This is a genomic window from Marinomonas dokdonensis, assembly GCF_052747885.1.
Window position 1 is genome coordinate 578,910 of sequence record NZ_JBRAND010000001.1, and the last position, 24,163, is coordinate 603,072.

The 24,163-nt window shown below is 44.3% G+C and carries 23 protein-coding genes; 7 read left to right on the forward strand and 16 right to left on the reverse strand.

The window, feature by feature from the left end:
- Window positions 1-71: 71 nt before the first annotated feature.
- Together ACUM5Y_RS02740 and galU are read left to right on the forward strand one after the other, a co-directional pair.
- Window positions 72-953: an ArgP/LysG family DNA-binding transcriptional regulator gene (locus ACUM5Y_RS02740; protein ID WP_445975315.1), complete on the forward strand. Its 882-nt coding sequence runs from the start codon at window positions 72-74 to the stop codon at window positions 951-953.
- A 97-nt stretch (window positions 954-1,050) separates the two neighbouring features.
- Complete coding sequence (gene galU, locus ACUM5Y_RS02745) at window positions 1,051-1,878, forward strand: UTP--glucose-1-phosphate uridylyltransferase GalU (RefSeq protein ID WP_445975316.1); 828 nt, start codon at window positions 1,051-1,053, stop codon at window positions 1,876-1,878.
- Between the two features lie 66 nt (window positions 1,879-1,944).
- On the opposite strand, the gene ACUM5Y_RS02750 is transcribed toward galU, so the two are convergent.
- Together ACUM5Y_RS02750 and ACUM5Y_RS02755 are read right to left on the reverse strand one after the other, a co-directional pair.
- Window positions 1,945-2,889: an AEC family transporter gene (locus ACUM5Y_RS02750; protein WP_445975317.1), complete on the reverse strand. Its 945-nt coding sequence runs from the start codon at window positions 2,887-2,889 to the stop codon at window positions 1,945-1,947.
- Between the two features lie 149 nt (window positions 2,890-3,038).
- Entirely contained in the window at window positions 3,039-4,076 is a 1,038-nt protein-coding gene (locus ACUM5Y_RS02755) for a T6SS phospholipase effector Tle1-like catalytic domain-containing protein (RefSeq protein WP_445975318.1), read from the reverse strand.
- Window positions 4,077-4,500: 424 nt separating this feature from the next.
- Between ACUM5Y_RS02755 and ACUM5Y_RS02760 the strand changes: the two genes are divergently transcribed.
- Entirely contained in the window at window positions 4,501-5,697 is a 1,197-nt protein-coding gene (locus ACUM5Y_RS02760) for an amino acid aminotransferase (RefSeq protein ID WP_445975319.1), read from the forward strand.
- 79 nt (window positions 5,698-5,776) lie between these two features.
- Here ACUM5Y_RS02760 and ACUM5Y_RS02765 read toward each other — a convergent pair whose 3' ends face one another.
- The 5 genes from ACUM5Y_RS02765 to ACUM5Y_RS02785 form a co-directional block, all read right to left on the reverse strand.
- Complete coding sequence (locus tag ACUM5Y_RS02765; protein ID WP_445975320.1) at window positions 5,777-6,391, reverse strand: UPF0149 family protein; 615 nt, start codon at window positions 6,389-6,391, stop codon at window positions 5,777-5,779.
- 236 nt (window positions 6,392-6,627) lie between these two features.
- Window positions 6,628-8,526 carry a DNA topoisomerase IV subunit B gene (gene parE, locus ACUM5Y_RS02770; RefSeq protein ID WP_445975321.1) on the reverse strand — a complete coding sequence of 633 codons (1,899 nt, stop codon included), beginning with the start codon at window positions 8,524-8,526 and terminating at the stop codon, window positions 6,628-6,630.
- Window positions 8,527-8,664: 138 nt separating this feature from the next.
- Entirely contained in the window at window positions 8,665-9,255 is a 591-nt protein-coding gene (locus ACUM5Y_RS02775) for a YqiA/YcfP family alpha/beta fold hydrolase (protein WP_445975322.1), read from the reverse strand.
- A 28-nt stretch (window positions 9,256-9,283) separates the two neighbouring features.
- Window positions 9,284-9,745 (reverse strand): DUF1249 domain-containing protein, encoded by a 462-nt coding sequence (locus ACUM5Y_RS02780; RefSeq protein ID WP_445975323.1) that lies wholly within the window; start codon window positions 9,743-9,745, stop codon window positions 9,284-9,286.
- Window positions 9,746-9,816: 71 nt separating this feature from the next.
- On the reverse strand, window positions 9,817-10,440 hold the full coding sequence (locus ACUM5Y_RS02785; protein ID WP_445975324.1) for an NUDIX domain-containing protein: 624 nt from the start codon (window positions 10,438-10,440) through the stop codon (window positions 9,817-9,819).
- Window positions 10,441-10,559: 119 nt separating this feature from the next.
- Between ACUM5Y_RS02785 and ACUM5Y_RS02790 the strand changes: the two genes are divergently transcribed.
- The 4 genes from ACUM5Y_RS02790 to pseF all read left to right on the forward strand — a co-directional run bounded on the left by ACUM5Y_RS02790 (window position 10,560) and on the right by pseF (window position 14,121).
- Window positions 10,560-11,120, forward strand: coding sequence for a DNA-3-methyladenine glycosylase I (locus ACUM5Y_RS02790; protein ID WP_445975325.1), 561 nt, complete (start codon window positions 10,560-10,562; stop codon window positions 11,118-11,120).
- Window positions 11,121-11,205: 85 nt separating this feature from the next.
- Window positions 11,206-12,201: a UDP-N-acetylglucosamine 4,6-dehydratase (inverting) gene (pseB, locus tag ACUM5Y_RS02795; protein WP_445975326.1), complete on the forward strand. Its 996-nt coding sequence runs from the start codon at window positions 11,206-11,208 to the stop codon at window positions 12,199-12,201.
- Window positions 12,188-13,372, forward strand: a complete 1,185-nt coding sequence (gene pseC, locus ACUM5Y_RS02800; protein WP_445975327.1) for a UDP-4-amino-4,6-dideoxy-N-acetyl-beta-L-altrosamine transaminase — start codon at window positions 12,188-12,190, stop codon at window positions 13,370-13,372. The genes pseB and pseC overlap by 14 nt, the downstream gene beginning before the upstream one ends.
- Window positions 13,369-14,121 (forward strand): pseudaminic acid cytidylyltransferase, encoded by a 753-nt coding sequence (gene pseF, locus ACUM5Y_RS02805; RefSeq protein WP_445975328.1) that lies wholly within the window; start codon window positions 13,369-13,371, stop codon window positions 14,119-14,121. Before pseC ends, pseF begins: the two co-directional genes overlap by 4 nt.
- Here pseF and pseG read toward each other — a convergent pair.
- From pseG to ACUM5Y_RS02850, 9 genes are all read right to left on the reverse strand, one after another.
- Window positions 14,072-15,079, reverse strand: coding sequence for a UDP-2,4-diacetamido-2,4,6-trideoxy-beta-L-altropyranose hydrolase (pseG, locus tag ACUM5Y_RS02810; RefSeq protein WP_445975329.1), 1,008 nt, complete (start codon window positions 15,077-15,079; stop codon window positions 14,072-14,074). The genes pseF and pseG overlap by 50 nt on opposite strands.
- Entirely contained in the window at window positions 15,076-16,095 is a 1,020-nt protein-coding gene (gene pseI / locus ACUM5Y_RS02815; protein ID WP_445975330.1) for a pseudaminic acid synthase, read from the reverse strand. Before pseI ends, pseG begins: the two co-directional genes overlap by 4 nt.
- Window positions 16,096-16,097: 2 nt before the next feature.
- Entirely contained in the window at window positions 16,098-18,209 is a 2,112-nt protein-coding gene (locus tag ACUM5Y_RS02820) for a motility associated factor glycosyltransferase family protein (protein ID WP_445975331.1), read from the reverse strand.
- Window positions 18,199-18,495, reverse strand: coding sequence for a hypothetical protein (locus tag ACUM5Y_RS02825; RefSeq protein WP_445975332.1), 297 nt, complete (start codon window positions 18,493-18,495; stop codon window positions 18,199-18,201). Before ACUM5Y_RS02825 ends, ACUM5Y_RS02820 begins: the two co-directional genes overlap by 11 nt.
- The gene (fliS, locus tag ACUM5Y_RS02830) at window positions 18,495-18,929 is read right to left on the reverse strand and encodes a flagellar export chaperone FliS (protein ID WP_445975333.1); all 435 of its coding nucleotides are present in this window, start codon (window positions 18,927-18,929) and stop codon (window positions 18,495-18,497) included. Before fliS ends, ACUM5Y_RS02825 begins: the two co-directional genes overlap by 1 nt.
- Window positions 18,930-18,971: 42 nt before the next feature.
- Window positions 18,972-20,402 carry a flagellar filament capping protein FliD gene (gene fliD, locus ACUM5Y_RS02835; protein ID WP_445975334.1) on the reverse strand — a complete coding sequence of 477 codons (1,431 nt, stop codon included), beginning with the start codon at window positions 20,400-20,402 and terminating at the stop codon, window positions 18,972-18,974.
- A 37-nt stretch (window positions 20,403-20,439) separates the two neighbouring features.
- Window positions 20,440-20,862: a flagellar protein FlaG gene (locus ACUM5Y_RS02840; protein WP_445975335.1), complete on the reverse strand. Its 423-nt coding sequence runs from the start codon at window positions 20,860-20,862 to the stop codon at window positions 20,440-20,442.
- 62 nt (window positions 20,863-20,924) lie between these two features.
- Window positions 20,925-21,806 (reverse strand): flagellin N-terminal helical domain-containing protein, encoded by an 882-nt coding sequence (locus tag ACUM5Y_RS02845; RefSeq protein ID WP_445975336.1) that lies wholly within the window; start codon window positions 21,804-21,806, stop codon window positions 20,925-20,927.
- 1,198 nt (window positions 21,807-23,004) lie between these two features.
- The gene (locus tag ACUM5Y_RS02850) at window positions 23,005-23,889 is read right to left on the reverse strand and encodes a flagellin N-terminal helical domain-containing protein (RefSeq protein WP_445975337.1); all 885 of its coding nucleotides are present in this window, start codon (window positions 23,887-23,889) and stop codon (window positions 23,005-23,007) included.
- Window positions 23,890-24,163 lie beyond the last annotated feature (274 nt).

Here is a 24,163-nt window from a genome sequence, read left to right on the forward strand (position 1 = left end):
TAGAGCTTGATAATAAAGCAGTCGATCGATAAATTATAATTAATCAAAATTAATATGGATTAATTAATCTAATGATGGATTACAAAGCACTTAGTTGCTTAAAAGCGGTATTACAGTTTCAAAGTTTTGAGAAAGCCGCTCAACATTTACACCTCACCCAATCCGCTATCTCTCAATCCATAAAGAAACTCGAACTCAAGTATGCCAGTCCAGTATTAGTTCGTTCTCGACCTGTTGTCGCGACACCTTTAGGAGAGCGATTGCTCGCCCATATCAATAAGGTGGCTTTGTTAGAGGACGATCTTACCCTCACTTGGCAGCAAGCCAGTCAAAGCCAGCCTATTAATTTAGCGGTTAGCAATGATGTACTCGCAACTTGGTTCCCTCAGGTAGTGACTGAATTTGCACAGCAAGACAGGGTCAAATTACATATTCAAGCCATTGACCAAGGGCTAACACGTGACTTGCTAAAAACAGGAGAAGTCATTGCTTGCTTGAGTGATATTGGTACGCCGGTATCTGGGGGAAAATCCACTTTTGTGGGAAATATGGTTTATGAGTTGGTGGCAGCCCCAGCGTTTATCCAACACTATTTAAAAAATGATATTCGTCCCCAAAACATACTTAAGGTGCCTTCGTTAATATATGACCAGCACGATCAACTTTGGAGCCGATACCAAAGCGAGTGCTTGAATGTCAGCGTCAATAATGACAACAGCCATTGGTATCCATCTTCCCATGGCTTTGTTGAACTGGTTTTGGGTGGCACAGTCTGTGCTTTAGTCCCTAGGGTTCAAGTGCAAAAAGAGTTAAAACACGGTGAGCTAGTGTCACTTTTTCCACAGCAAACAATCTCTGTTCCTGTATATTGGCACTGGTATGAATTAAATTCGGCAGTATTGCATAGATTAAGTAAAGTGATATTAAACGTCACAAAGAATGTTTTATACTAATGCCCAATTACCGTGCGTTGACTCTAAATGACACGACAAAACGATGGCGGTTTTTTCATTGTTGAATGCCATTTTTCGCTCAAATTAAGGATGTTATATGATTCGTAAATGTTTATTCCCTGTCGCAGGCTACGGTACTCGTTTTTTACCAGCCACTAAATCCATGCCAAAAGAGATGCTGCCCATTGTAAACAAACCCTTGGTACAATACGGCGTTGAAGAGGCTGAAGCGGCTGGTCTTAACAACGTTACCTTTGTAACAGGCCGAGGCAAACGCGCTATTGCTGACCATTTTGATATTAGTTACGAGCTAGAGCACCAAATTTCAGGTACTTCAAAAGAAAAGTATCTCGACGGTATTCGCCACCTAATGGACAACATTAACTTTTCTTACACTCGTCAAAACAACATGCTGGGCTTAGGTCACGCGATTTTGACTGGTGAGCCATTAATTGGTGACGAAGCATTCGGCGTGGTACTTGCCGATGACCTTTGCTTTGGGGAAGACGATGGCGTCATGGCGCAAATGGTTAAACTTTACAACCAGTTCCGCTGCACCATTGTGGCTATCGAAGAAGTTCCTGAAGACGAAGTGCACAAATATGGTGTGATTAGCGGTGAATCCATGATGGAAGGTTTGTACCGAGTCACGGACATGGTAGAGAAACCAAGCAAGGAAGAAGCGCCTTCTAATCTTGCAATTATTGGTCGTTACATTCTCACGCCAGATATTTTCGATAAAATCCGCAACACTGAGCCTGGCCGTAATGGCGAAGTACAGATTACCGATGCGATCTTGCAACAAGCCAAAGAAGGCTGTGTACTGGCGTACAAATTTAAAGGCAAGCGTTTCGACTGTGGTAGCGTTGATGGTTTCGTCGAAGCCACCAACTACTGCTATGAGAACATTTACAAAAACAGCTAATCTCTAAGATTACCCTGTTTCAATAAGCCACTGAGTGTTTCACTGCAGTGGCTTTTTTTATGGTGACTAGGCAAATATTAACTGGCTGAGCCAAACGCTTAAAGGAACAATAAATATGGATAAAATCGTTTGTAGTGTAATGTAAGCTGCCATTTTTTCTGCATTACCACCTAACTGACGTGCCAAGGCATAAGCCGACGTCGCGGTGGGCACAATACCAAACAATACCGCAATCAATGCTGGTAATCCGCTAATGCCAAGCAGCCAACATAGCAAGCCAATGGTGATGGGAAACACCATAAAGCGAGCTATTGCCGATAAACAGAATGATACCCCCACAGAGCGAATGGCATCTAACTGGACACTGGCACCAACCGCCAGCAGCACCATAGGCAAGGCCGCTTGAGATAACATGGCAATCACATCAGACACTAATAAAATAGGAGTTAGGCCCAACAAGTTGCTACCACTGCCTAACAAAATGGCAATCACCAATGGATTACGAATCAACGCACTTGTCACCAAATGACCTAAACTCGTATTCTTGCCCTCATTCCCTTGTGGGCCATGCATAAGTACCATACTTACAACTAGGAACACATTCACCGCAGGTATCAATACCGAAGCCCCTAATGCCGCTAATACCAAGCCCTCATCCCCATAGACACTGCCCGCGAGGGCTAACACGATAAAGGTGTTAAAACGTACCCCAGCTTGTAACATCGAAGATGCCGTAGTTGCTGGTTCTTTGGCAAGCCACGCCATAACAAGAACCACCACAGCTGTTACCAGTAAGGACAAAATAAGTACCAATGCATAGTTGGAAAGCAAGGGATTACTAAAATCAATTTGCGAGGTTTTGTGGAAAAGTAATGCCGGGAATAACAACCAATAACTTAATTTATCCACACTGGGCCAGAAAGCGGGCGATGGAAAACGTAAACGCTGACAAACAGCCCCTGCTAATAACAATAAAAATACCGGTAATATGGTAAGAGAAAGTGCGAACACGCGTCATCCTTAAACACAAGCTAAGCAGTCGAAACCAGAGTTTTGGCTAGGGTAAATTGATTAGTATGAGTGTCTAGGCAGGACGCCTAGAACGACTCAACATGAGGATAAACTAACATATAATTGCGATAAGGCCGATATGACAAAAGTTAATATTCTATCTCTACCCCATTCCAACCCAGTTTCTCAACCAGCTTAACCAACTGCTGAGGACGGTATTTCGGATCAGCAAGGTAACGGGCCTTAACGGTATGATGTATTTTTGTCGGGTTATTCTTAAAGATCAAAGGTCGGTTATAAGCTTTTTTGTAGCGATAAGGGATAGTGCGGGATTCATGTTTTTTGGCAAGACTGCCATCCGTTAAATCATTCTCTATATGACTTTCTAACCCAAGACCCGACGCTTTAGCTTGGTTAAGCATCCAGGCTAATGAAGTATCGGCAATGCAATTATTAGTGCCTTTATCTGGCGCATAAGAGCCGCCTATATCCGCATGCACACCAGCAAACCAAACCTGCTGTAAGTCTACGCCTGCTCTTGGTGTCCAAATGGTTGGCGCAAAATCATCACGTCTCTCATCAATTGCCAAAGCATGCCTTGCTATGGATACATTCGGTCCCATTTTAGTGTCATAAAACTCATCGTCAGCGGTAAATAATCCCATTAAACTAAATGGAATTCCTAACGCTCCCACCGTATCCCAAACGCCTATAAAGTGTATGTTGCAGCTGTCATGACTGTGATCATGTTTGAACACTGTGGCTGCAGCCCCATTAGGTTTATTCCGCGACAAAGGGCTTTTATAGATTTTCCAAGCTTCAGCAACTTTATTTGCATTGGGCCTTTTTAAAATACCACAATTATTAATCAACCCACTTAATGCTCGCACCGTATAAGCCCCTCGGCTAAAGCCAAACAAGTAAATATTATCGCCCGCCTGATAGTTCTGAATAATATAGCGGTAGCCGTCCAAAATGTTTTTATGAATGCCACAACCAAAAGCACCTCCGCTGATTGCACCATAGTAAGAGCCTACCCCCCAATCATAAAAAACATGTTGGGCAAGCTGGTCTTTTGTTGGAGCAATAGCTCTAGCTAACTTAAGAACGTTGGTAGGAAAGTCTTTTACTGTGTCTTCTTCTGGTCTATTCCATGTTCCATCCGCACAAATGACGATATTTGCCATGCTAATCTCCTTGTCAGCCTTGAACGAGTTCTTCTTTATGGCTGTAAAAACTAGTCTTGCGGCGGCTCAACTACAAAGGCAGTTTTGTTATTTTTCTCTCTATATCGGTGGTATTCATTGAACCCAGTAGTTTTTTTGTATCCTTTAATTACCAAAGGTAAATCAATACCTTCCTCTGTTACAAAGATTTAGCACCCAAGCCTTTATACCAAGCGGTTACATAAAAAATGCTAGATTCACCAATTCTGAGAAGTGTCATGTTTTATTGACAGTTAATGTATTTTTTCACACCTTTGTCCGTTGTATTCTGACGTAAATACGGCAAAATAAATGGCTGAGCAGATGTGCTAATTTGTTTGCAAATTTGCCTCACTATGAAGTTTTGCAATCTGACTATGACCTATCAAAAGGATTCTTTTCCATTATGTTTAAACATCTTAATGCTGTTGCCGGCGACCCTCTTCTAGCGCTTATTGTTGCCCATATGAAAGACACCAACCCAAATAAGATCGACTTGGGTGTTGGGGTTTATAAAGATGATAATGGACACACGCCAATTCTAAATAGTGTTAAAAAAGCCGAAGCAATTCTTCTGGAAAAAGAAAGCTCTAAAAGCTACTTAGGCATTTACGGAGCAAGTGAGTTCGAAAGTACTATCCAAGATTTGTTATTGGGGGAAGATAGTCCTATCAAACAAGCTGGACGCATCCGCTCTTCGCAAACACCGGGTGGCACAGGCGCTTTAAAAGTCGCTGCTGACTTTATTAGCGCAAATCTTAAAGGTGCGCGTCTTTGGGTGAGTGATCCGACTTGGGGTAACCACAAGTCCATTTTTAACTCTGCAGGCATTGAGTCTTGCGATTACCCTTATTATGACCCAGCCACTAACGGTCTTCGTTTTGACGACATGATGGCAACACTTCGCGCCGAAGCGAAAGCGGGTGATGTGTTACTAGTACACGCTTGCTGTCACAACCCAACGGGTATCGATCTGCAAGCTGAGCATTGGGAAGTGATTACAGACTTTGTTAACGAACGCGGCTTGTTGCCACTTGTGGATGCAGCTTATCAAGGTTTCGGGGATGGCTTAGACGAGGACTTAGCAGGTTTACGCCATATGGCCTCTAAAGTGCCTAGCATGTTAATCGCCAACTCTTTCTCGAAAAACTTTGGTATCTACCGCGACCGTTGCGGTGGCTTGAGCATCATTGCTGAAACAGCAGAAGAAGCGAATACTGCCTTCTCTATTGTTGGCCAAGCTATCCGTGCCAACTACTCTATGCCTCCTGCTCATGGTGCTGCAGTAGTACACACCATTATTACTAACCCTGAGTTAAAAGCAGAATGGCAAGAAGAAGTCACGGCAATGCGTAATCGTATTAACGGCTTGCGTGAAAAGTTGGTGTCTAAGCTTAAAGACTGTGGTGTAAGCAAGGATTTCAGCTTCATTAAAGATCAGCGCGGTATGTTCTCTTACTCTGGCTTAACACTTGAGCAAGTACGTACATTGCGTAGTCAGTACTCGATTTATATTGCCGATACAGGCCGTATGAGTATTGCAGGTGTAAGCGACAGCAACATCGATTACCTATGTGAAAGCATTAAGAAAGTAGTGGGTTAAATTTCTTAGCCCTCATAACGAAAATACCGCTAGGCTTATTTAGCTCTAGCGGTATTTTTTTGCCTTTTTGCCATAACGATTAGTGCAGAACTTGAGTTTTAGGCTTGGGCATCGCCCCTTGGGTTTCTGGGAAATTACAACGCGCTAAGCGTAAGATGGAAGGCTCTATATTCTCTTCCCAAAACTGTATCTCTTCTTCCACCATGGACTCTTGGCGTTTCCAACCCGCTTCCGTACCAAACAAGCGTACTGGCGCTAACACTTCATCCATAAACTCTTTGTTTTCACCCAAACCAAGGCCAGTTAGCTTAGCGCCTCGCATGAAGCCGACACACCATTCTTCCACAATAATGACGGATTTATCATCCACATCTTGCTCTAGATAAACAGGGTAAAACTCCCCATGCACTAGGTTATTCATGGCTTCCATGTACATGATGAGCACCAGACTTAAAAATTCATCTTCATGTTGAGAAGATTCCCAAACTGGCTGGTCTTCATCCGCTCCCCAGATCGCATCAAGCCACTGATCTGGTTGTAATTCTTTTGCCGAGCAACCAAGTGCCGTAATGAACCCATCCAACTCTGAAACGCATAAAAGGGAACGATCACTGCCATACGCCATAAGGTAGTAATCCAACCTTTCGTACAGTTTTTCTTCCGTCATTACATTTGCATCATCTATATCTGGCATGAGAACTGTCCATATCATTTGGCGTTACATTATTATATGTGAAGTTTTTACTGTGAGAAACTGTCTTAATTGGCTTCCCCTAAAAACCTTTCATGGGTTTCAGGCCATCTTGAGCAAGGTTTTGGCGCATTTGTGCTGGCCCAATAAACTCTAATAGTTATAAACATAGCCTCTTAGACCAAAAAAGCCCCTTGAGAATTTCGTGCTCAAGGGGCTCAGGACTTTCTAAAAAGACGTTAATCCACTATGGCCAAGTTGCCATACGTTTCTAGCCAATTTTTCCTGTCACCTGCACGTTTTTTCGACAGCAGTTTATCCATTAACTCATCGGTATCTGGTTTGTCTTCCATAGTGAGCTGAATAAGGCGACGAGTGTCTGGTGCCATGGTCGTTTCGCGCAGCTGGGCTGGATTCATCTCACCCAAGCCTTTGAAGCGCTGTACGTTCGGCGTACCACGCTTTTTCTCAGACTCAATTTTATGCAAGGTGATGTCTTTTTCTTCATCATCCAATGCATAGTAAACCTCTTTACCAATATCAATACGATACAGGGGTGGCATGGCAACAAAGACATGACCATTGTTTACCAGAGCGGGGAAGTGCTTTACGAACAAGGCACAGATAAGGGTCGCGATGTGCAGACCGTCGGAGTCGGCATCAGCCAAAATACAGACTTTGCCATAACGTAGACCGCTTAAGTCTTCATCCCCTGGGTCGACCCCAAGTGCCACGGAAATGTCATGTATTTCTTGGGACGCCAACACTTGACCAGAATCGACTTCCCAAGAGTTAAGTATCTTACCGCGCAAGGGCAAAATAGCCTGAAAATCTTTCTCACGAGCCTGTTTAGCCGAACCGCCCGCTGAGTCCCCTTCCACCAAAAAAAGCTCACTACGGCTAGAGTCTTGACCCGAACAGTCCGCTAATTTACCCGGTAATGCTGGACCTTGAGTGATCTTCTTACGCACGACCTTTTTGCTGGCACGCAGACGTTTTTGCGCACTACTAATAACGATTTCCGCGATCTTTTGGCCGTCTTCCACATGCTTATTCAACCAAAGGCTGAAGGCATCTTTTACCGTTGCAGAAATAAAAGCAACGATCTGACGAGAAGATAAGCGCTCTTTGGTTTGTCCAGAGAACTGCGGCTCTTGCAGCTTTGCCGAGAGCACATAACTACAGCGATCCCAAACGTCTTCGGCGGTTAATTTCACACCGCGTGGTAGTAAGTTATGGAAGTCACAGAACTCACGAATCGCTTCTAATAAACCGGTACGCAAGCCGTTAACATGGGTTCCCCCTTGTGCCGTCGGGATCAGGTTCACATAACTTTCGGTGATCAGTTCACCACCCTCTGGTAACCACTGAACCGCCCAATCAACCCCTTGACTAATTTCCGTTAAACCACCGATGAAAGGCGCTTCTGGTAATAGGACAAAACCTTCATTGGCTTGAGCAAGGTAATCCTTCAAACCATCTTGGTAGAACCATTCTTCTTTGACTTCTTCCGCACCACTTTGATCGATGAATACCACATGTAGACCAGAGCACAACACGGCTTTGGCTTTTAATAAGTGTTTTAAACGAGATAAGGAGAATTTCGGGCTATCGAAGTATTTGCTGTCTGCGGTGAACTTCACCTTAGTACCAGTGTTTTTCTTGCCCACTGTGCCGACTTCTTGTAGATCGGAAACTTTAAAGCCGTCAGCGAAAGCAATATGGTACTGAATACCGTTACGCTTCACCCAGACTTCCAGCGAGGTCGACAAGGCGTTTACCACAGAAACCCCAACCCCGTGCAAACCACCAGAGAATTGATAATTGTCCCCAGAGAATTTACCACCCGCATGAAGCTTGGTTAAGATCAGCTCCACCCCAGAAACACCTTCTTCTGGGTGAATATCCACAGGCATACCACGGCCATTATCTTCCACGCTCAATGAGCCATCCTTGTATAAGATGACTTCAATACGATCCGCATGACCAGCTAATGCTTCATCCACAGAGTTATCAATCACTTCCTGACCCAAATGGTTAGGGCGAGCAGTGTCTGTGTACATTCCAGGGCGTTTTTGTACAGGTTCTAGGCCACTAAGAACCTCGATCGAACCAGCGTTATATTCTTTTGCAGACATGGGTAGTTGTTTCCAAGTTAACATTAGCGCTGATGAATTAGTGCTAATAGGTGTAAATTTTATGGCAATGAGTCTATCACTGGATCAATGTCCTGTGAAATAGTCTCAGGCGCTGTTGTGTGTTATCAGCCGGCGGTCTTAAGAATGTGCTGCTAGTAGTAAATTAGCATACTCAAAAATATCTTTGGCGTGATTTTCAAAATCCACAAATCTATGATTGCCGCCCTTTTCATGGGTCAAACGAGCGACATTTTGAAACTGTTCCAAAGCCGCTCGATAATCTAACGTTTCATCCCCTTCTTGCACCATAAGCCAATACAAGGACGCACTAGGTTGAGCAACCACCAGTGCTTGGAGCTCCGCCATCTGCTCTTGCGCCAGAACATATTCTTCCCCCGTGTAAGGGTTATATTGTTGACCAAGATGGGCAGTAAGTAATTGTGGCGCTTGCACAGCCGGGTTCACCAATATCGCTTTAATCCCGTATTTCTCCGCCAAATAGCTGGCGTAGAAGCCCCCTAATGAACTGCCTATCAGGGTAATGCCCTCTTCACGGTGTGTCTCAATCAAGTTTTCTAACTGGGCTATGGCCTTTTTCGGTTGCCAAGATAAACATGGGGACAATATAGAAGACGCTAGACCAAGGGGCTCGGCATAAGATTTGAGAACATTGGCTTTTTCGGATTTATCAGAACTGTTAAAACCATGAATGTAGAGTAAATACGGCAAGATCCATCCTTAAAATTCAACACTATTACTAAGCAAACTGGAAATCGTGATTTCCCAACCTGTGACCATGCTTCAGGCACAGCTCTAAAAGGTCTGCCAACTGCTGGTTGAGACGAAACTTTTCATCCCGATGAAACATGTCGTCATTTGGGTAAGGGTAAGTACCACGGTACTGGCGGTGTCCATCGGTAATTTCCGCTATCCCTACATCATGATACAAACGAATGGTCATGCTTAACTGAGTCGTAAACAAAAGCGGTGTTTGTAATTCAGGGCCAAATTCTAAAACAACCTGAGTGGTAAAACGGCTTTGGGGGCCTAACGTTAAACGCAAGCGACTTTCTTGATCCCCCACACTGTGAATGGAAAAATGCCATGCGTCTTGATCTTCTTGGCCGCGCATTAGCCGACCGATGCGGCGGTAATTTAACTCACCGAGCATCTGTAAACTGGCTAAATCTGGCACATAGTGACCCGTGGCTTTATTCATTATCTCACTCATTCGTTTATTCGTTGCTTGCCCTGCTGTTAACCCTCAGCTTTCCTGCCGAATCGTTTTTGTTAATCCTCTAACCATTTTGCTAACAACTTGCCTTTATTCAAGGCAAACCACTGTAATCCCATAATGGTACTGGCGTTTTCCACATCTTCATCTAGAAGCGCAATGGCCTCTTCAGAAGACATAAGGTGTAATTTAATATCTTCGTTTTCGTCATCTAAGCCGTGCACCTGTGACACATCCACTAGGTTGGCATCAAACTCCCCAGCATACATGCGTAAATATTCCACTAAACCGCCGGGAGATGGCACAAACTTAAACATATACTCTAAGCGTTGAATCGTCACGCCAGCTTCTTCGAATGCTTCACGACGAGCGACGTCTTCATCGCTTTCATCTGATTCTACCATACCCGCAACTAACTCAAGCAACCAAGGGGATTCGCTCTGTAGCACAGCTGGGCGGAACTGCTCTATCAGTAATAATTGGTCAGTGCGAGGATCAAACAACAGTACACAAACGGCATCTTTGCGTACCATCATTTCCCGAGTCATCGTCTGACTCCACTCACCATTAAATTTTTTATGCTTCAAGGTGAGCTTGCGTAGTTGAAAAAAACCTTGGTAAATACATTCGTCTTTCTCAACGATGACATCATTTCTTTTATAAGTCGGTATAAAGGGCATTTCCCGCTCCATATTGAATTACATTAATTGTCATGACCGAATCCGGTTTGGTGATGAAATTTAGATGACGCCCAATCAACAAGACGCTATGCTGATTAGCTCGTATAGGAGAATCTTTTATGACAAGCGTTCGCTGTCCTTGGTGTTTAAGCACACCTGAGTATATCGATTACCATGACAAAGAATGGGGCAAGGTCGTTAAAGACGATCAAACCCTGTTTGAATGCATTGTACTAGAAAGCGCCCAAGCAGGTCTAAGCTGGATTACGATTTTACGTAAAAGAGAAGGTTATCGTCGTCTTTTTCATCAGTTTGATCCAGAAAAAGTCGCACTCATGAATGAGCAAGATGTCGAGCGCTTACTAGAAGATGCCAGCATAGTTCGTCACCGTGGCAAGATAGAAGCCACCATCAACAATGCCAAAATATTTTTAAAGATCGCCGAAGAATTTGGCTCTTTCAGCGACTATTACTGGGCTTTTAGTGACCATAAGGTGTTGGCTAACCCTGTTACCAGCATGGCCGATGTACCCGCCAAAACTGAGCTATCTGAGCGCATTGCGAAAGACATGAAAAAACGCGGCTTTCGTTTTTTTGGCGCCACCACCTGCTATGCATTCATGCAAGCAACTGGCATGGTAAATGATCACTTATTGGACTGTATTGCACGGTCGGACTAAGAATAAGCATATTGATTTTATTAATGTTTTCCACGGTTAGGCCGATAGGCTTAGCAACTCTAGCTAATTTTTTGGTATTGATTTCATGTTCAACAACAAAAGCATTCTAATTACTGGCGGTACCGGCTCTTTTGGTCGCCAATATGTCAAAACTCTGTTGGCACAATATCAGCCAAAGCGTCTCATCATCTATTCACGTGATGAGCTTAAACAATACGAAATGCAACAAGATTTCGATGCCGCCTGCATGCGTTATTTCATTGGTGATGTGCGCGACAAAACCCGCCTTACTCAAGCCATGCGCGATGTGGATTATGTGATTCATGCTGCGGCACTAAAGCAGGTACCTGCAGCAGAATACAACCCGATGGAGTGCATCAAAACCAACATTCATGGGGCAGAAAATGTTATCGCGGCCGCCATCGCTAATGATGTGGATAAAGTCATTGCCCTATCCACAGATAAAGCGGCCGCACCCATAAACCTTTACGGTGCGACTAAGCTTGCCTCGGACAAACTCTTTGTCGCCGCGAACAATATGGTTGGTCAAGGCCGCACTCGCTTTTCTGTCGTGCGATATGGCAATGTGGTCGGATCACGAGGATCTGTCGTGCCATTTTTCCAGAAATTAGTGGCGGAAGGGGCGGATGCGATTCCCATTACCCATCCAGATATGACACGTTTTTGGATCACCCTACCCATGGGGGTCGATTTTGTATTAAAGAACTTCCAGCGCATGCAAGGGGGAGAAATCTTTATTCCGAAAATTCCATCGGTACGAATATTAGATCTGGCCGCGGCCTATGCCCCCCATTTGCCAACCAAAAATATTGGCATTCGCCCAGGGGAGAAACTCCACGAAGTCATGTGCCCAAGTGATGACTCTTTTCACACCTATGAGTACCAAGACCATTATGTGATTGCTCCTAGCATCAAGTTTTACCAACAAGACATGGACTTTACTCAGAATAAACTGGCTGAAAAAGGTCAGTTGGTCGAGGCGGGATACGAATATCAGTCGGGTTCTAATCCGCATTTTCTAAGTGTTGAAGAGATTTTAGCGTTCGATGACAGTCACTAAGTTTATCCCTTATGGGCGCCAATCCGTTAATGAGGATGATATCGCCGCTGTGGTGGAGTCTCTAAATTCAGACTACCTCACTCAAGGCCCTAAAGTTCATGAGTTCGAGCGCCAGCTAGCCGATAAAGTTGGAGCTGACTACGCCCTTGCCTGTAACAGTGCCACCTCGGCTTTGCATCTGGCATGTTTAGCTCTAGGTGTTAGCGAAGGCGATAGCGTTTGGACATCTCCAAATACCTTCATTGCCTCGGCAAATTGTGCCCGCTACTGTGGCGCAGAAGTGGATTTTGTGGAGATTGACCAACACAGTTACAACCTTTGTCCGGAACAATTGGCCAAAAAGCTGGCACTGGCCGCCCGTGAGGATAAGTTGCCCAAGGTGGTGATCCCTGTACATTTTGCTGGACAACCCTGTGATATGGCAGCCATTCATCAGCTCTCTCAACAATATGGCTTTGCCATCATTGAAGATGCCTCCCATGCCATTGGCGCCTATTATCAAGATCAACCTGTGGGCAATTGCCAGTACAGTGATATTTGTGTGTTTAGCTTCCATCCGGTGAAAATCATTACCTCAGCAGAAGGCGGCATGGCAGTGACGAATGACCCGGAACTGGCTCAGCACATGCGTACTCACGGTCATCAAGGGACAACGAAAAAACCTCAAGAATTAACCCAGATACCTGGAGATTGGTACTACGAACAACAGACCTTAGGTTACAACTATCGGATGACTGAGCTACAGGCTGCCCTTGGACTTTCTCAGCTTAAGCGTTTGGACGAATTTATTGCACGTCGCCACCAGCAATTTGACCACTATCAACAACTGCTAAAGGGTTTACCCATTACATTACCCAAGCAAAAAGGCGATGCTAAGTCATCTTTGCACCTTTACCCAATTCTGCTTCCAGCTCAACATGCCACAAAACGCAAAGGGGTGTTTGATGCCTTGCGCCAAGCAGGTATTGGCACGCAAGTGCATTATATTCCTGTTCATAGTCAACCTTACTACCAAGCGCTGGGCTTTAAATTAGGTGACTATCCTATCGCTGAAGACTACTATGCGCGCACCCTTAGCTTGCCCTTGTTTGCCGATCTTAGCTATGAAGAGCAAGTATATACGGCGCAGGCTTTGTCCAAAGCTCTGGCGGATAACGGAGTAACACTATGACCCAGTCTTCCCATCAAAAACGTGTTGCTGTGATCCCAGCCCGTGGTGGCTCCCAACGCATACCAAGAAAAAACATTCGTTTGCTGAATGGTAAGCCATTAATCGCCTATTCGATTGAAACTGCTTTATCGTCTCAGTTGTTTGATCAAGTGATTGTGTCGACAGACGATGAGGAAATCGCAGACATTGCTCGTCAGTACGGCGCGCAAACGCCTTTTATGCGCCCTGCTCAGTTGGCCGACCACATGACGGGAACCACCCCTGTCATGCAACATGCACTTAGCTATCTTTGTGATGAAGCTAACAGAAAAAATCAGCCAGCCCCCACACATGCCTGCCTGATCTATGCCACCTGCCCATTGCTCAGTGTTGCCGATTTACAACAAGGTTTAAATTACCTCCCCCCTAAGGGGTTCAGCTTTTCCGCCACAACCTTTGCCTTTCCGATACAACGCGCCTTGCACACCAACGCTCAGGGCGAGTTAGCCCCCATGTTTTCTGAACACATCAATAAACGTTCACAAGATTTGGTCGAAGCCATACATGATGCGGGTCAATTCTATTGGGCCAGTACTGAAGAGTGGTTAACGGGAGGAGAAATTTTTGCACCGACCTCTAAACCTGTCATGCTGCCAAGGCACAGAATTCAGGATTTAGACACAGAAGAGGATTGGTTGCGCCTAACGCAGCTTATGCTACTTAAACAGGCTTCTGAACTTCAGCTAAAAGCTGTTGATCAATCAAACTAGCGACCCGTTGCGCACCATGTCCATCCACTAACTGCTGGGCACAAGCTTTAGCAGTTTGCTGCCAACTTGGACAAGACCAGTAATTCAGCACTTTATCCACCAATAGCTGCAACGCCTGAGGCACCTCTTGAGAGTCAAGATTATCAAAACGTACCGTATCACACCAAGCCAAGGGAACATGCTGTTCTAAAGAACGAGTTTGATTATCCGCGACCTGTGCGAATACGGTGGGTACTCCCAAACAAGCAAGCTCAAATAAGGTGCCACCCGCCGCCGAAATCGCCATACTAGCGCCCAGCATTAATGGAGTTACATCTTTTAAGCCTTGAGCAAAAGCAATCTTCTGCTGCTGACAAAAACGGATAACAGCCTCAGCGTTATTAGCATTTTCACCCAATAATACCTGTACTTTTTCAGGTTCGAAGCCCTGCGCCAATAAGCAAGAAACAATGGGTAAGGTGAGCGCTGAAGGGTCTGTTCCCCCTAGAGTAATCAGTAATTTACCCGTTTGTGAGGATGTTGCTTTGGCTTGAAGATGGGCTTGGGCAAAGCTTGGTCTTAATAACGCATACTGACTGCCCAATAAGGCTTGCTTTACCTTAGCAGAATAGGTTTCATGCAAAGGGTTGAGGAGCCATTGGCATGGAAACTCCCCTCTATCATTCATGTCATCCAAAACTAAAAGCTGAGCTTGCTGACGATACACCTGCTCTATCATGTCAGGGAGATACTGATAATGGTCAATGACCACTAGATCAACATTCGCCGCCAAGCCTAGAAACTCGGATTCTTCTTTGATAATTAAATCGTCAGAAGCTGAAAAAGCTTGGCAATCTTGATGAACAACAAACTGGCACTGCCAACCAAGAGATTCGAACGCTTGCTTTAATGCCTCACATCGTACTCTATGCCCCATGCCAATTTGCACTGAGGCATCAGCACGAATCAGTGCTTTCATGCAAGCATATCCCACGCCAAAGGTTGGCCTTTACTGGCGTCTTGCAACAGTGTCTTGCCTAACACTTGCGTCCAGTATTTTGGTTCAAGACCCATGGCTGGACGAATAATTTGAAGATGCTCGGAGGTTAACACTGTGCCTGCTGGCACATCTTGACGAACATAGATAGAGCGGCGGTATTTCTTCGAGGCCTGCTCAGCTTCAGAGCCCCCATACTGAATACCACCTAGGGCAGATTTGGCTTCTCGGCAAGCTTTCACTAAAGCAGTGAGTTCATCTGGCTCCATAGAAAATGCGGCATCAACACCACCCGCACTGCGATCCAACACAAAATGTTTTTCAATCACAGTAGCACCCAATGCGGTGGCAGCAACCGCCGCAGCCAAACCTTGGGTATGGTCAGATAGTCCAACAGAACAGCCTGTTTTTTGAGCCAAATCGGCCATGGTCTTCAGGTTGGAGTCGGCAATATTAGCAGGATAGGTACTGGTGCACTTTAATAAGGTAAGCGGATTGTCGCCTATCTCACGGATGGCCGCCACGGCTTCTTCAATTTCACTAAAGCTTGCCATACCGGTCGACATAATGATCGGTTTACCCGTTTTAGCGACGGCCTGAATGAGGGGAATGTCCGTCATTTCAAAAGAAGCTATTTTATAAAGCGGCACGTCTAAGGACTCTAAAAAGTCTACCGCACTGGCATCAAAAGGTGAGCTGAATGCCACTAACCCTAACGAATTCGCTAATTCAAACAAGGGCTTATGCCATTCCCAAGGGGTGTAAGCCTTGCCATAAAGATCGTATAGGTTATCCCCTTGCCACAAGCCACCAAGGTCCGATACAACGAATTCTCCATGACGGATATCTAGGGTCATGGTGTCTGGAGTATAAGTCTGTAACTTAATGGCATCAACACCCGCGTCTGCTGCGGCCTGTATCATCTGTTTGGCTAGGGCAAAGTCTTGCCCATGATTACCCGATAATTCCGCAATAATAAAAGGCGTTTGCTCAAACATAATTAACCATTGTAATAAGTAATAAGGTGATCGTTACCTTGATCGACAAAATCTGATGCTTGCTGCATTAATGCCGGCATTTCTTGTAAAAACTCATGCCACACTGCAAACAAGTTACGGGCTCTTGCAACCGCTTGAGCCTCATCATCATGGGCAAAAATAAACTGCACTATGAGGAAAGCAGAATAGGTAAAAGAGCCAATCAATAAGTCTTGAATGTGTCTATGGATACTGCCTTTAAGGAAGAAAATTTTCCGATGATGAGACCACAGCAAGTCACATACTTGTTCACGAGTAGTAATGGAATCATCCCATCCCTGTTGTAGCATCTGGCTGATTTTTTCGAAGTCTGTCACGGAAATAATATCGGTTGGTGCTTGGGACAACACTTGCTCAGGTGGCGAAGTAAAGAAGGTCTGCTCCAAAATATCGATCACTTTTTGGTGATTAATTTTCGGGTCCATAATCAGGACATCTTCTGTTCTTAAAGGTGTGACACCTTCAATTTTAGCGCCATCCGACAAGTTGAAGCTGTTATAGTTTCGACGCTTGTTTAATAAACGAGTTAAGGCTTCTAACTGAATCCGTGAGGTTTCCATAATGCCTGTGGCATAAATGCTACCACCAAAATTACCCTCTCGTTCAACTAGGCTGGCGCTTTCAAAGGTTTGAAAACCCGACTCTTTGCCGTCTTTGTAGTAGCCACTGTGAATGGAATGGTGGCTGGTTTTATCTTTAAAACCATTATCCACACCTAAAAAGTAGACATTATTAAACCCAAACATGTGCACATAAGAGAGGGCTAAATTGGCCACAACCGGATTACAGTAATTAAGCTGTACGTATTCCGTCATATCACCATGGTGGCGAGCTTGGGACAGGATTAATGAAGTAATCGCTTCCCCAGGTTTCATGCCAATGCCCGTGCGCTTGAAGAGATCAAAATAGCCTGGGTGCATAACATTTACCGATAAGCCCCAAATGTCTTCTAGATACTCTTTGTCCAGAAACAAAAACTTATCGACGGTTTGCTTCATGCGCTCAATATCTACATGAATGTCCGGCTTAATACCCAATTTTTTCAGCGTATTAATGGTTGAACCACAGCTGATCAACAAGACTTGGTCTCGTACTTCTTTTACCAGCTCAATACCCGAATCTAGGGATGGGCCATTCCCCAAAATGAACACAGGGATTTCTTTCACCCATTTGGGTAATACATTGTCACCCGGGTAATGGGCTAACTTGGTTTTGGGCAAAGACCTCAGACCTTGGGCAACTCCCATTAGGGCATCATCAAAAAAGCCCCAACCCATCACTTGGCGGGCATAGTGTTTTTTAAAGTATTCAATTGCTTGGTCATTTTCGGGGCTGGTATAAGCCACATGAAGGTAGGTTTCCGGCGCCATAAAGTAGCCATTTTCTTCAAGCTGCAAAACGTAGCGTTCAGTGAACTCCTGCGCTTCTATGCCTAAGAAAAAATGAATCGTACGGCCATCGCGATTAAATGTTTGTAGTATGTTTTGCCACTCGATTGCGAATAATGAGTAGTAGAAAAAGTCTAAGTCGGTTTCGTATAAATACAGGTGCTTGATGGATCTCTGGCTAAGCAGATATTCAAGTTGATAGCCAAATTCCAAACCAAATAAAACACAGCCCCCGACAAAATCAGGCCATACTTTTAAGGGCGCCATGGCGTGTTGTTGGGTTTCGATTTCATCCAGCATTTTATTGCTGTAAAAGACGTGTCGACTGGGATGATTTTCAGTACGACCCAGATTAAGTAAGGTTTTATTGGGGGTCTGTAAGGCTCGATCAATTTTCCCCCTTGCTTGCTCTCGCGGTGTGGTGGAAAACAGGGGCGCACTAACATCTTCACGATAAAGGTTTAATTCACCACTGGCCTCTAAATAGATGTGGCGTTTTGTTGGCTGATAGTTTTTAAACTCTTCAAAAATGTGCGGCATGACTTGTTCGAAGACAGCCATATTACGAACATACCGATCGGTAAATTGCTGATCATTTTCCCTCAGTCTTACCAAGCCCTCTTGAAAGAGTTTGGCAAAGGCTTCTGCTTCTTCAAGTAAAGTGTTGCTAGCATCATCATTCTGCATGTTTCACGCCTTTGTAATGACTGACACCCTTACGGGTTTTGGTAGATTGGAAAAGTTGTTTTTGCATTTCTTGGTGAAGATCGCGGATCAGTTGTGTCGCGGACTGATGAACCAGAATAAATTCTTTGATCACTTGATTGATTTCAGGGTCTTTTGAAGACGGCTTGAGGGAATATATAAAGCCGTCATTCTCTGCGCAGAGTCTTAGTATTTCATCTATATCTTTGTTCTGGGTACTAACTTGTAGTGCGGCACTCAACTCCGTTAAGTGTTTGATATCGAGCATTAAATTGCTCCTGCACGAGCATCTTCTTTGTCCGAGTAAGCGTCTTGCTTATCCATTTCTGAAATCTGGTCCCAAGCACTTTTAATCTGCAAGATTAAGCCCATAACTTGATCAACAATTGCTGAGTCCTTGTTTACGCTGGCCTCATTAATACGCAGAACCATGTAATCGTATAGCGACTCTAGGTTATCCACTAATTCAGGGTTAGCATCTCTATCCAATGCATCTCTTAGGGCGTTGATGATTTCGATCGCTCGGGTTAAGGCTTTCGCTTTGCCTTCCCAATCTCCTCGATCAATGCAACCTTTACCAAGAGCCAGTTTTTCAAGCGCCCCTTGCATTAAGAGTTGGATAATTCGATGAGGGTCAGCAGAGGCCAAATCAGACTTAATAGAGTCCTTCTGATACGCTTGAATCCCTTTTTTGTTATACATAAACAGCCCCAAATATCACTTTCATTTCAATCTCATCAATGATTACAATTTTTCTAGCATAGAGTTTAGATAGTTACCTTGGGCATTCATACCCGCTAATTGAGAGTCTAAACCGGTAAACTTATCGCGTAATGTGGATTCGTAGCGTTCCATGCGTTTTTCATAATCATTGAGTGACTCTTCCGTGTCATCAATAGAGCGTCGAACTGACTCTTTAAGAGTATTGTTCATACCTTGTGAGCCAGTATAGTTATCCAGCAAGTTATCGAGTGACTCAGCTAACCCTGTATCGCCTGTAAATAAAGGGGATACTTCGGTGTAGCCTTTTTTCATCGCACTATCAAATTTCGCATTGTCAAAACTCAACACGGCATTATTCTGCATTTCGATGCCAATATCAAAAATAGATGAAAATACACCTGTATTGGTGGAGCTAGACATCAGTTCACTAGACAGAGAATTTTGTAAATTACGTATCATGCTGTTGCCACTCAGCACAGCCCCTTTGGCTGAGCTTTGCTTTAACACGCTGACCATTTCATTGTAGGAAGATATGAAGGTCTCTACCGCTTCTTTTACCGTTTGTTGATCATAACTAATATCAACATTAGCTGGCTTATCAGAAATTGCCAACGCTTCGATGGTTAATCCTGATACCGCATCTTCAAAGGTGTTTGTATCATTACGTATAGAAATACCATCAACGGTAATGATGGCATCTTTAGCTTCATCACCAAGCGGAGTATACAAACCTGCCGATAGCCCTTCGGTCGAGACACTGTCTAAACCGAACCCGGTTTCAATTAACGCAGGCGACTCTAGATCATCATCCACATCACTGACTAACTCACTCCCCTCGGGAACAGGCGTAGGTTCGTTGGTAATTCGTAAGGTATTTTCTGCGCCTTGCTTAGAAGACGTCATGGTAAGAAAAAGATTGCCGTTGCCATCATCTACAAGGTTCGCAGAAACACCAAAGTTTTCAGCAGAATTGTTTATTTGGCTACGTAATTGGGAAAGGGTTGTGCCAGGCTCAACAGTAAGTGTGAAACTATCATCGCCTGCCGATAAATTTAAGTTACCACCAACCGTGGTGATTATGTCATCACCGGAGCTGAACAAGCCATCTGCCGACACAATACGACTACCAGAAGCTGTTTGATTAACACTGATAGCATAAGAACCGTTAGAGGCTGTATTGTCAGTAGAGATGGCAATGCTTTCATTGCCTTCTTCTTGGTCAATGATGGCATTGCGCCCGGTAAACAGAGTTTCATCGTTCAATGTTTTGACGGAAGATTTAAAGCTGTCGATTGCTGCGCCAACACTCCCCAAAGCAGACAGTTTTGTCTCAAAACCTTCTAACTTATCGTTATAAAGCTTCACTTTGGTGTCTCGTTGGGCACTCACCATATTTTTAACAAGGCTCTCTAGATCGAGTCCAGAACCTGCCCCTAATGAGCCTACCGACATAACCTATCTCCGGATGCCTAAGCATCGTTTATCAAACTCAAGCCTGACTGTTTACCAAGCTGCCTTTTACCTCGCTAAGTTGACTCATGATAGCATCGATTCGCTCAGACATTTTAAGAAATTCTTCCGTCGGAATTTGACGTACAACATCCCCAGTCGTCTGATCCATTACTTTCACGACATTTTGATCACCGCCTTCGTTTACTTCGAAAGACAAATGAACACTCAGCTGAGCCATTTTCTGGTTTACTTTCTCGACCTGTTGCGGCTCAATTTTTTGACTTGATTGGGACGCCTGACCGTTATTTCCAGAATTTGCTCTATTACTATCGGCCGTGTTCTGAACAACTTTAGCGCTTGCTTGGCGCATTGCTCGAAAGTCATCAGCCACTCGCTGTTCTGGACGATTAGGAATGCCACCAAGTGCTTGCTTTGAAAAATCACTAGAACTAATAGACATTTCAGTATTCCTTCACAAAAGCAAAAGCTGAGGCCGCGCCCCAGCTTTTCGTAATCGCAATATTATCCCAATAGAGACAATGCTGTTTGCGGTCTTTGATTTGCTTGAGCCAAGATAGAAGAACTGGCCTGTTGCAAAATTTGTGCACTGGTAAGTTGAGCGGTTTCTTCAGCGAAGTCAGCATCACGTACACGAGATCGTGCAGCCGCTACGTTTTCACTGATGTTACTCAAGTTACTGATACTAGAGCTGAAACGGTTTTGTACAGCACCTAGGTTTGCTCGCTTAGAGTCTACCGCTGCAATCATGCTATCTAGGATAGAGATCATGCTTTGCGCGTTGGCAACACTGGATACGGAAGCTGTATCAGCCGTCACCTGAGTCGTCGCACCTGCAGACAAACCAGTCATAGTGAAACCACCAGAAGCCGCTAAGTCGATAGAGTCGTTGATACCACCCTTAGTCATACTGAAGCTGATTGTTTGGTTAGCATCAGCACCTACCTGGAAGATACCTTCAAACGTACCGTCAAGTAAGTTTGCGCCACCAAAAGTGGTATCAGAAGCAATACGGTTAATCTCAGTAGACAACTGACTAACTTCTTGCTGAAGCGCTACACGATCTTCATCAGAGTTAGAGCCGTTAGCAGACTGGATAGAAAGTGTACGCATACGTTGCAACATTTCAGTTGTTTCGTTAAGTGCACCCTCAGCCGTTTGCGCTAAAGAAATACCATCGTTGGCGTTACGAACAGACTGGTTCAAGCCATTGATTTGAGAAGTAAGACGGTTGGAGATTTGCAAACCTGCCGCATCATCCGCCGCACTGTTAATACGTAAGCCAGAAGACAAACGTTGGAAAGATGTATCCAGCGTTTTACCAGAGCTCATCAACTGACGCTGCGCATTTGTAGACGAAGTATTCGTATTTACATAAAGAGCCATTATAGCCTCCTAGTTTTTCAATTTTCTGCGATTAGTTTGCAGATCGTAATTTAGTTATCGGTCGACTTTTTGAGACCTTTAACACTTTGCAGAAAATATTTTCCCATTAACGGCAGAAACACACCGCACAACTGGCAAAAAATTTCCCTAACTCATTGATTTAAGTATTTTTTAAGAGAAAAAATAAAAATTACTTCTTCATTAAAAAAACTTAAAAAATCTTTAAAAACACCCTAAAAAAGGCGTTTATTGAACGTAGAATCCCTTCAACATGCCTGCGCCTATACACAAGCATGAAAACCCCACCAATCAATAAAACGAGAACCTATGAAGCCCTCGTCCTCAACTGGGAATAAGTGCAACACCGGAAGCTCCTGCCTGAGCCAACCTAGCTGGAGAGACTTGTATCTCAGGACACGTACCCCAGGCTTGCCGACAAATTTTTGCCAAACCAATAAGGGAAAGCTCCCTAGCCTAAAACCAGCCACCAGCGCACATTAACTAAAACTGCTTCACATTGGCTTCGGGCAGGCGTCATCACACGAAACCTGTCTCACCGAGTCTCATTCAACTTACCCAGCACTGTGAAAGAGCGCATGCAGAGCACACCACGAGCAATATGCTCGGCCTACCTACACATCAACAAATCCATGGATATTCAAATACTTAGTCACAAGCCAACAGCCCCAAAAAGCCCTCTTCAGCCACCAGTGATCCTCATAGTTAGACCCTTCTGCGTATCACACAGTAGACCTATAAAGGAGAAGTTTTCGTTCTCGCTCGCTTATTGAACATGGCCGTAAGCCGCTAAAGACCAAGCCAATCTCAAGGCTTTATCCATAACAATACACAAGCAGCTGTCTCGCAAAGCGACAGAGCTGTCCACTATGAACACTTGGACAAAAGCGTGAACGCTTGCCAACCTAGTTTTTTCGATTCAAATACCACATCCTTTTTCTATGACGCCGTCCGCCACTTAATTCGTATACGCTGGCTGAACAAATCTCACCGGCAAGTAAATACTGCTCATAAAAACACCAACAGCTTCTACAAAAACGAAAAAAGCCGGATGATTTCTCATCCGGCTAAAAGCCACCTCTAGGAGAGAGAAGTGACTTAAATTCGAGAACACACTCGAAAAAACAGTTATCTATTAGGCAAAGAATTGCCTCTTATCAATAGCTCATAAGCCGATAAATTAGTTCCCTAGTAATGACAAGGCCGCTTGTGGACGCTGGTTCGCTTGAGCCAAAATCGTACTACTTGCTTGCTGTAGGATCTGCGCACTGGTTAAGGCTGCTGTTTCTTCCGCGAAATCAGCGTCTCGAATACGTGCTCGAGCTGCAGCAACGTTTTCAGAAATATTACTTAAGTTACTAATGGTCGAACTGAAACGGTTTTGTACCGCACCAAGCTCGGCTCGCTTAGAGTCAATGCCTGAAATCATGGTATCAATGATGGAAATCATACTTTGCGCATTGGCTGCTGTAGAAACAGAAGCTGTAGACGCATTAACTGGCGTAGACGCCTGATTAGACAAACCAGACATGGTAAAACCATTGTTTGTTTGGTAGTCAATAGAGTTAGCACCACCACCAAAACGCATAGAGAAACTAATGGTTTGGTTAGCATCCGCACCAACCTGGAATACACCGTCGTATGTACCATCTAGTAGGTTACGTCCACCAAAAGTGGTTGTTTCCGCAATTCGGTTAATTTCTTCAGCTAGCTGAGCCATTTCTTCTTGCAAGGCCAAGCGGTCTTTGTCCGTGTTAGAGGAGTTTGCTGCTTGAATCGATAATGTACGCATACGCTGTAACATATCAGTTGATTCGTCTAACGCTCCCTCTGCGGTTTGGGCTAGTGAAATACCATCGTTGGCATTTCGAACTGCTTGGTTTAGACCGTTGATCTGTGACGTTAATCGGTCAGAAATTTGTAAGCCTGCAGCATCGTCTGCAGCACTGTTAATTCGTTGACCAGAAGACAAGCGTTGGAACGCTGTGTCTAGTGAGTTTGCTGAGTGCATTAACTGCCTTTGGGCATTTAATGAGGATGTATTTGTGTTTACGTATAAAGCCATTTCTTCTCTCCTAAGAAAATAATTTAAGAGCCACAACCTTTTGATTTAATTAGTTATTTGGCTGTTTGTCTCTTAAAACTGTTATCGACATCTTGGTATCGATCTTTAATTTTTTTTTCGTTTTTTTTAGATCTCGAATTTTTTCGAGCCTAAAAAAACGCTTCAATTAGGTATCGAGCCAAGTAGAAAAAACTTTAGGAAAGAAAGATAAAATCTTTTAGAAAATGAGCGGTTGTTGAGAAACAATATCGTATTGGGGAGAGACAAAGGTGTG

Coding starts and splice junctions, on each gene's coding strand:
- ACUM5Y_RS02740 (WP_445975315.1), top strand. CDS start 72: ATGATGGATTACAAAGCACTTAGTTGCTTAAAAGCGGTATTACAGTTT.
- galU (WP_445975316.1), top strand. CDS start 1,051: ATGATTCGTAAATGTTTATTCCCTGTCGCAGGCTACGGTACTCGTTTT.
- ACUM5Y_RS02755 (WP_445975318.1), bottom strand. CDS start 4,076: ATGGCAAATATCGTCATTTGTGCGGATGGAACATGGAATAGACCAGAA.
- ACUM5Y_RS02760 (WP_445975319.1), top strand. CDS start 4,501: ATGTTTAAACATCTTAATGCTGTTGCCGGCGACCCTCTTCTAGCGCTT.
- ACUM5Y_RS02765 (WP_445975320.1), bottom strand. CDS start 6,391: ATGCCAGATATAGATGATGCAAATGTAATGACGGAAGAAAAACTGTAC.
- parE (WP_445975321.1), bottom strand. CDS start 8,526: ATGTCTGCAAAAGAATATAACGCTGGTTCGATCGAGGTTCTTAGTGGC.
- ACUM5Y_RS02780 (WP_445975323.1), bottom strand. CDS start 9,745: ATGAATAAAGCCACGGGTCACTATGTGCCAGATTTAGCCAGTTTACAG.
- ACUM5Y_RS02785 (WP_445975324.1), bottom strand. CDS start 10,440: ATGCCCTTTATACCGACTTATAAAAGAAATGATGTCATCGTTGAGAAA.
- ACUM5Y_RS02790 (WP_445975325.1), top strand. CDS start 10,560: ATGACAAGCGTTCGCTGTCCTTGGTGTTTAAGCACACCTGAGTATATC.
- pseB (WP_445975326.1), top strand. CDS start 11,206: ATGTTCAACAACAAAAGCATTCTAATTACTGGCGGTACCGGCTCTTTT.
- pseC (WP_445975327.1), top strand. CDS start 12,188: ATGACAGTCACTAAGTTTATCCCTTATGGGCGCCAATCCGTTAATGAG.
- pseF (WP_445975328.1), top strand. CDS start 13,369: ATGACCCAGTCTTCCCATCAAAAACGTGTTGCTGTGATCCCAGCCCGT.
- pseG (WP_445975329.1), bottom strand. CDS start 15,079: ATGAAAGCACTGATTCGTGCTGATGCCTCAGTGCAAATTGGCATGGGG.
- pseI (WP_445975330.1), bottom strand. CDS start 16,095: ATGTTTGAGCAAACGCCTTTTATTATTGCGGAATTATCGGGTAATCAT.
- ACUM5Y_RS02820 (WP_445975331.1), bottom strand. CDS start 18,209: ATGCAGAATGATGATGCTAGCAACACTTTACTTGAAGAAGCAGAAGCC.
- ACUM5Y_RS02825 (WP_445975332.1), bottom strand. CDS start 18,495: ATGCTCGATATCAAACACTTAACGGAGTTGAGTGCCGCACTACAAGTT.
- fliS (WP_445975333.1), bottom strand. CDS start 18,929: ATGTATAACAAAAAAGGGATTCAAGCGTATCAGAAGGACTCTATTAAG.
- fliD (WP_445975334.1), bottom strand. CDS start 20,402: ATGTCGGTAGGCTCATTAGGGGCAGGTTCTGGACTCGATCTAGAGAGC.
- ACUM5Y_RS02840 (WP_445975335.1), bottom strand. CDS start 20,862: ATGTCTATTAGTTCTAGTGATTTTTCAAAGCAAGCACTTGGTGGCATT.
- ACUM5Y_RS02845 (WP_445975336.1), bottom strand. CDS start 21,806: ATGGCTCTTTATGTAAATACGAATACTTCGTCTACAAATGCGCAGCGT.
- ACUM5Y_RS02850 (WP_445975337.1), bottom strand. CDS start 23,889: ATGGCTTTATACGTAAACACAAATACATCCTCATTAAATGCCCAAAGG.